At 64.6% G+C, this 6,971-nt stretch carries 9 protein-coding genes; 8 read left to right on the forward strand and 1 reads right to left on the reverse strand.

Annotated elements, in window-relative coordinates:
- Positions 1-189 (forward strand): M24 family metallopeptidase (locus tag AC2FM3_RS15580; RefSeq protein WP_496683531.1); only part of this gene is annotated, 189 nt, incomplete at its 5' end.
- A gap of 7 nt (positions 190-196) precedes the next feature.
- Here AC2FM3_RS15580 and AC2FM3_RS15585 read toward each other — a convergent pair.
- Positions 197-667, reverse strand: coding sequence for a nucleoside deaminase (locus tag AC2FM3_RS15585; protein WP_496683533.1), 471 nt, complete (start codon positions 665-667; stop codon positions 197-199).
- On the opposite strand from AC2FM3_RS15585, the gene AC2FM3_RS15590 reads away from it, so the two are divergent.
- From AC2FM3_RS15590 to AC2FM3_RS15620, 7 genes are all read left to right on the forward strand, one after another.
- Positions 666-1,541, forward strand: coding sequence for a pseudouridine synthase (locus AC2FM3_RS15590; protein WP_496683536.1), 876 nt, complete (start codon positions 666-668; stop codon positions 1,539-1,541). The genes AC2FM3_RS15585 and AC2FM3_RS15590 overlap by 2 nt on opposite strands.
- Before the next feature lie 177 nt (positions 1,542-1,718).
- Positions 1,719-2,633: a 5-bromo-4-chloroindolyl phosphate hydrolysis family protein gene (locus AC2FM3_RS15595; RefSeq protein ID WP_496683539.1), complete on the forward strand. Its 915-nt coding sequence runs from the start codon at positions 1,719-1,721 to the stop codon at positions 2,631-2,633.
- A gap of 30 nt (positions 2,634-2,663) precedes the next feature.
- Positions 2,664-3,854 carry a toxic anion resistance protein gene (locus tag AC2FM3_RS15600; RefSeq protein WP_496683541.1) on the forward strand — a complete coding sequence of 397 codons (1,191 nt, stop codon included), beginning with the start codon at positions 2,664-2,666 and terminating at the stop codon, positions 3,852-3,854.
- Between the two features lie 11 nt (positions 3,855-3,865).
- Complete coding sequence (locus AC2FM3_RS15605) at positions 3,866-4,819, forward strand: DUF2927 domain-containing protein (RefSeq protein ID WP_496683544.1); 954 nt, start codon at positions 3,866-3,868, stop codon at positions 4,817-4,819.
- A gap of 22 nt (positions 4,820-4,841) precedes the next feature.
- Complete coding sequence (locus AC2FM3_RS15610; protein ID WP_496683547.1) at positions 4,842-5,990, forward strand: SPFH domain-containing protein; 1,149 nt, start codon at positions 4,842-4,844, stop codon at positions 5,988-5,990.
- Between the two features lie 9 nt (positions 5,991-5,999).
- Positions 6,000-6,317, forward strand: a complete 318-nt coding sequence (locus AC2FM3_RS15615; RefSeq protein ID WP_496683549.1) for a CPCC family cysteine-rich protein — start codon at positions 6,000-6,002, stop codon at positions 6,315-6,317.
- Positions 6,318-6,323: 6 nt separating this feature from the next.
- A partial coding sequence (locus AC2FM3_RS15620) for a TFIIB-type zinc ribbon-containing protein (protein WP_496683550.1) occupies positions 6,324-6,971 on the forward strand: 648 nt, incomplete at its 3' end.

Here is a 6,971-nt window from a genome sequence, read left to right on the forward strand (position 1 = left end):
GGTGAGCGCACCATGAGCCTGCGCCCCGGCGACAGCACCGTTCTGCAGGATAACATGACCTTTCACCTGATGCCGGGTCTGTGGACCCCCGATTGGGGGCTGGCCATCACCGAAACCTTCGTGGTCACGCCGACGGGCGGGCAACCCTTGGCAGACATACCCCGCGAACTGGTCGTGAAACCGGCCTAAGCGCGCCTCAGCCTTTGGGCCCGCCGCCACCGCGCTGCGCGGCAAAGAAATCGCGCAACAACCGGGCGCAGTCCTCGGCCGCGATGCCGTCATAGACGTCCGGCCTGTGATGGGCCTGAGGGTGCGAGAACACCCGCGCCCCATGCGCCACGCCGCCCGATTTCGGATCGGCGGCCCCATAGTAGATCCGCCGGATCCGCGCCGCCGCCAGCGCCGCGGCGCACATGGCGCAGGGCTCCAGCGTGACATACAGGTCATGCCCCGTCAGACGCTCGGACCCGACGGCCCGGCAGGCGGCGCGCAGGGCCATGATCTCGGCATGCGCGGTCGGGTCGTGCAACTCGCGCGTACGGTTGCCGTCTGCCGCGATGATCCGCCCATCCGGCGCGACGATCACCGCGCCCACCGGAACCTCGCCCCGATCACCCGCCGCGCGCGCCTGTTCCAGCGCCTTGTCCATGTGCGTTCTGAAGACCATGCCCCTGACTGCCCCAGAAACCCACCTTTCGCAAGCCGCGCCGATGCGCTATGCGCAGGGCATGAGCAACACCCCTCCTCCCGGCGACCGGATCGCCAAAGTGCTGGCTCGCGCCGGCATCGCCTCGCGCCGCGAGGCCGAACGCATGATCGAAGCGGGCCGCGTGACCGTGAACGGCAAAACCATCGACAGCCCGGCGCTAAACGTCACGCCCAACGACAGGATCACCGTCGACGGCAAGCCCGTGGCCGAGCCCGAACCCGCGCGTCTGTGGCTGTATCACAAGCCAACCGGTCTGGTGACCACGAACCGCGACGAAAAAGGCCGCCCCACGATCTTCGACAACCTGCCCGAGGGCATGCCCCGCGTCATGAGCGTTGGCCGGCTGGACCTGAATTCAGAGGGCCTTTTGCTGCTGACCAATGACGGGGCCATCAAGCGCAAGCTTGAACTGCCCTCGACCGGCTGGCTGCGCAAATACCGGGTGCGGATCAACGGCCGCCCCAAGGACGAGGACTTTGCCCCCCTGCGCCAAGGTCTTGTGATCGAGGGCGAAAGGTTCCAGTCCATGACCGTGTCGCTGGACCGCCAGCAAGGTGCGAATGCATGGCTGACGATCGGACTGCGCGAGGGCAAGAACCGAGAAATCCGCCGCGCGATCGAAGACATCGGCTTTACCGTGAACCGGCTTTTGCGCGTGTCCTACGGACCGTTCCAGCTGGGCAATCTCAAACCCGGCGAGGTCGAGGAAATCCGCCGCCGCGTTCTGCGCGACCAGCTGGGCCTGGAACCCGAAACCCCACCGGCTGCTGCGAAACGCTCAAGCCGCCCCCAAAGATCCCGCAGGCCGGGCGGCAAGAAATCACGCAATTGACGCGGGTTATCGAACCTTCCCCCTAGCGCCAAGCCCCTTGATACCCTAGGTTTTCAAGGGGACAACCGCAGTTGGAGGACGTCATGTCCGGGACCGGAGTGCAAAAAATGGCCTACGCGGCCCTGCTGGTGCTGTTGTTCGGCGTCTGTACCGGTTGGCTCGGGGGGCTCTGAAGCCATGGCCAAGCGATACGGCGGAAAGTTCAGCCCCGAAGGCCAGTCCGACACCGACGCGCCCGCCCAGCGCGGGCAATACGATGGCGCCCGGGTGAACCCGGTCGGCGCACGCGCCAATGTCCTGTTCGTTCCGGCGATCCCTCTGGTCTTTTTGTCGCTCAACGACGGCGCGATCGGGATGACCCTGGGATTGCTCGCCGCCGGCATTCTGACCGCTGCAGCCTTTCTGCTGCGTGAAGGGCTGAAAGCCGAAGATGCCTACAACGCGCGCCGCACCGCGCGCCGCCCAGCCTTTCCCCGCAAGATCTTCTCGTCCGTTTTGACCGGGCTTGGGGTGGGTCTGGCCGCCTATCGCAACGACTATCTGGATGCCGAGGCCGCCAGCCAGGTCAGCCTCCTAGCGCCGATCTTGTTCGGCGGCGTGGCCACGGCCCTGCATTCCGTCGCCTTCGGCCTCGACCCGATGAAAAACAAGGGCATGGAGGGCGTGGACACCTATCAGCAAGACCGGGTTGCCCGCGTGGTCGAAGATGCCGAAGCGCATCTGAACCAGATGTCGGATGCCATCAAACGGGCCGGCGACCGCAGGATCGAAGCCCGGGTCGAGCGGTTTCAAACCACCGCTCGCGATCTGTTCCGTACGGTCGAGGAGGATCCTCGCGATCTGGCCGGTGCCCGCAAATACCTGACCGTCTATCTGCAGGGAGCCCGCGATGCGACGATCAAGTTTGCCGATGTATATGCGCGCACCCGCGACCCACAGGCTCTGTCCGATTACTCGGCGCTGCTGGACGACCTCGAGCAGAATTTCTCGGCCCGCACCCGAAAGATGCTATTGGATGACCGCAGTGATCTGACGGTCGAAATCGACGTGCTGCGCGAAAGGCTGCAGCGCGAAGGCGTCCGGCTGGACTGACCGGCCAAACCAAGAACAGGGAAGCTTCTCATGTCTGACGAAATCAAGAAAAAGGCGGCCGAGGCCGAAACGCTGGTTCAGGAAGTTGTGGCCGTCGCGTTGCCCGAGCCGAGTTCCGAGATCGTGCCTTTGGAAGAAGCCGACGAACCGGTCGGCGCCGAGATCCGCAAGCGCATGGCCGAGATCGACATGGGCGACACCAACTCGATCGTGTCCTTCGGGTCGGCTGCGCAGGCCGAGCTGCAGGAAATCAGCCAGGCCATGCTGGCTGACGTTCGCAACAAGGATGTCGGACCCGCCGGTGACAGCCTGCGCGACATCGTCACCACGATCCGTGGCTTTTCCGTGTCTGAACTGGACGTGCGCCGCGAGCGCAGTTGGTGGGAGAAACTGCTGGGCCGCGCCGCGCCTTTCGCGAAGTTCACCGCGCGCTACGAAGAGGTGCAGGATCAGATCGACCGGATCACCGACAACCTTCTGTCGCACGAACACACGCTGCTGAAGGACATCAAGTCGCTGGACCTGCTGTATGAAAAGACGCTGGATTTCTATGATGAACTGGCGCTGTACATCGCGGCCGGCGAAGAAAAGCTGACCGAACTGGACAGCCATGACATCCCCGAGAAAGAGGCCGAGGTGCAGGCCGCCCCGGAAGATCAGCAGGTGATGAAGGCGCAGGAACTGCGCGACCTGCGGGCCGCCCGCGACGATCTGGAACGCCGTGTGCATGACCTGAAGCTGACGCGGCAGGTGACGATGCAATCGTTGCCCTCGATCCGGCTGGTTCAGGAAAACGACAAGTCACTGGTGACCAAGATCAACTCGACCTTGGTGAACACCGTGCCGCTGTGGGAAACCCAGCTGGCGCAGGCGGTCACCATCCAGCGCAGCGCCGAGGCCGCAGCCGCCGTGCGCGACGCCAACGATCTGACGAACGAGTTGCTGACCTCGAACGCCGCAAACCTGCGCCAGTCGAACAAGATGATCCGCGAGGAAATGGAGCGCGGCGTGTTCGACATAGAAGCCGTCAAGAAGGCCAACGAGGATCTGATTGGCACGATCAATGAAAGCCTCGCCATCGCAGATGAGGGCAAAGCCCGCCGCGCCGCCGCCGAGCAAGAGCTGAAGAAAATGGAGGCGGAACTACGCGACACGCTGGCCTCGGCCAAGGCCCGCAAAGACGGGTTGGGCGACACCGCCGGAACGGCCGTGCCGAAATAAGGGCTGCGCGCATGCGGATGAGGCATCTTCTTGGGCGCATCTGCGGCTTGGGCGCATTGCTGATCGTCGCCGGCTGCGACGATCCGCTCAAGACGTCGCTGGCGCCGCAGGCTCGACCCGAGGCTGCTCCATCCGCTGATGTCTACGTTGAACCTTCGGCCGCCAGCCGGGACCTGGCCCGCTACTACGAGCGGGTCGAGCGCGACCTGCTGACGCGCGGCCTGCTGCGCACCGACGGGGGCGGGCCGGATACCCCGTATGACGCCGACGATCTGGAGCGGAATTTCGAAACCATCGCGTTTTACAATGAGTATCCCGGCACCACTGTTTCGGCGGGCGGGCAACGCGTCGGTGGGCGCCTGAGCCGCTGGGCCAGCCCGGTCCGCGTTGCGGTCGAGTTCGGTCCCTCGGTTCCGCCACAGCGCCGCGCGGCGGACAGTGCCGATGTACAGGCCTTCTCGGCCCGGTTGGCGGCCCTGACCGGCCATCCCGTGTCCTCGGTCAGCCGCAACGGCAATTTCCACGTCTTCATCGCCGGTCAGGATGACACCGAATATGTGCAGGCCCGGCTGCGTCAGCTGATCCCCGGCATCGCGCAAGAGCAACTGGATCTGTTCGCGGATCTGCCACGCTCGTTCTATTGTTTTGTCTTCGCCTCGGCCACGCGCGGGGCGCCGAACACCTATACGCGCGCCGTCGCCCTGGTGCGCGCCGAGCAACCCGACCTCATGCGTCTGAGCTGCATCCACGAGGAAATCGCCCAGGGGCTGGGGCTGCCCAATGACAGCCCCCGGGCGCGGCCTTCGATCTTCAATGATGACGACGAATTCGCCCTGCTGACCAGCCATGACGAAAAGCTACTGACGATGTTGTATGATCCGCGCCTGAAACCCGGCATGACCGCGCAAGAGGCCGCGCCGGTGGTGCGGATCATCGCCCGTGAATTGATGGGGCAATCGCTTTGACCCCGATGACAGGAGAACCCAGATGGGAATTTTCGATTTTCTGACCGGAGAATTCATTGATGTCATTCATTGGGTGGACGACACCCGCGACACGATGGTCTGGCGGTTCGAGCGCGAGGGACACGAGATCAAGTATGGCGCCAAGCTGACCGTGCGCGAAGGCCAGGCGGCCGTATTCGTTCACGAGGGCCAGCTGGCCGACGTGTTCACGCCCGGCCTCTACATGCTTGAAACCAACAACATGCCGATCATGACGACGCTGCAGCACTGGGATCACGGGTTCCAGTCGCCGTTCAAGTCCGAGATCTATTTCGTCAACACGACCCGGTTCAATGACCTGAAATGGGGCACCAAGAACCCGATCATGCTGCGCGACCCCGAATTTGGCCCGACCCGGATCCGCGCCTATGGCACATACACGATCCGGGTCAAGGACCCGGCCCGTTTCCTGGTCGAGATCGTGGGCACCGATGGCGAGTTCACCATGGACGAGATCAGCTTTCAGATCCGCAACATCATCGTGCAGGAATTCAGCCGGGTGATCGCGGGGGCAGGCATCCCGGTTCTGGACATGGCCGCCAACACCGCCGATCTGGGCAAGCTGATCGCGGCCGAGGTCTCGCCGGTGCTGGACGGTTATGGGCTTGAGATGCCGGAATTCTACATCGAGAACATCTCGTTGCCGCCGGCGGTCGAGGCGGCGCTGGACAAGCGCACCTCGATGGGGCTGGCGGGGGATCTGGGCAAGTTCACCCAGTATTCGGCGGCCGAGGCGATGACGGCGGCCGCCAGCAACCCAAGCGGTGGCGGCGGTATGGGTGCTGGCCTTGGTATGGGAATGGGCATGGCGATGGCAAACCAGATGTCGAACACGGCAGCGGGTCGGCCGTCAGGCCCGTGGGGCGCGCCCGCGCCCGCTGCCCCGCAACCGGCCGCGCATGTGGCCCCGCCGCCTCCGCCTCCGGTCGAGCATGTGTGGCATATCGCGGTAGACGGTCAGACCAGCGGGCCGTTCTCGAAGGCCAAGATGGGCCGCATGGCCAGCGCGGGCGAGATTTCGCGGGACACCTTCGTTTGGACACCAGGTCAGGACGGATGGAAGAAAGCGGGCGAGGTACAGGAACTCGCGCAGCTTTTCACGATTCTACCGCCTCCGCCGCCCGAGGCATGAGGCATCGGCATGACCGCATCGCGGAAGCGCTCGAAGACAGGCGGGCGCAAAGCGCCGCAGCCGCCGCAATTCATCTGCCCGTGCTGCGGTTATGTCACCTTGGCCGAGCGCGGGGCCTATCTGATCTGCGCGATCTGCTTTTGGGAGGACGAGGACATTCTGTACGACAAGAACCCCCGCGAACCCTCTGCCGCCAACCACGGCCTGACGCTGGCCGAGGCGCGCGATAATTTCAGGGCGATCGGGGCCTGCGAGGCCGCCATGCTGCCGCATGTCCTGCCCGAGGAGCAGCGCGCAGCCTATCTTCACTTTCCCGTCGACAACTGACCACCTATGACCCAGCCCCCTGCCCCACCACCCGGCTCTGCGGAACACCGTTTTCCATGTGACAATTGTGGCGCGGACTATCGCTTCGATCCGCAGTCCGGCACGCTGACCTGTGACCATTGCGGCCATTCCGAACCGATCGGTGCTGGTCCTTGGGGAGGCGCCAGCCTGCGCGAGCTGGACTTCGACGCGGCCATCGCCGACCGCCTGCCCGACAGCGAGATCGAAGAGACGCGGGTTCTGACCTGCCCCAACTGCGCGGCGCAGGTCGAGTTCGACCCCAACACCCACGCCGCGGAATGCCCGTTCTGCGCCACCCCGGTCGTGACCGATACCGGCGTGAACCGGCACATCAAACCGCGGGGCGTACTGCCCTTTGCGCTTGACGAACGCGCCGCGCACAAGGCCATGAGCGACTGGCTGGGGCGACTGTGGTTCGCGCCGAACGGGCTCAAGGACTACGCCCGCAAAGGCCGCAGGATGCAGGGTATCTATGTGCCCTACTGGACGTTCGACGCCGATACGAAATCGGCCTATCGCGGCGAACGGGGCGTGGTCTATTACGAAACCCGGACCGTGATGCGTGACGGCAAGCGGGTGCAACAGCAGGTACCCAAGGTGCGCTGGACACCGAAATCCGGCCGGGTGGCCCGG

The sequence above is a fragment of the Ruegeria sp. BHSB172 genome (assembly GCF_059613165.1).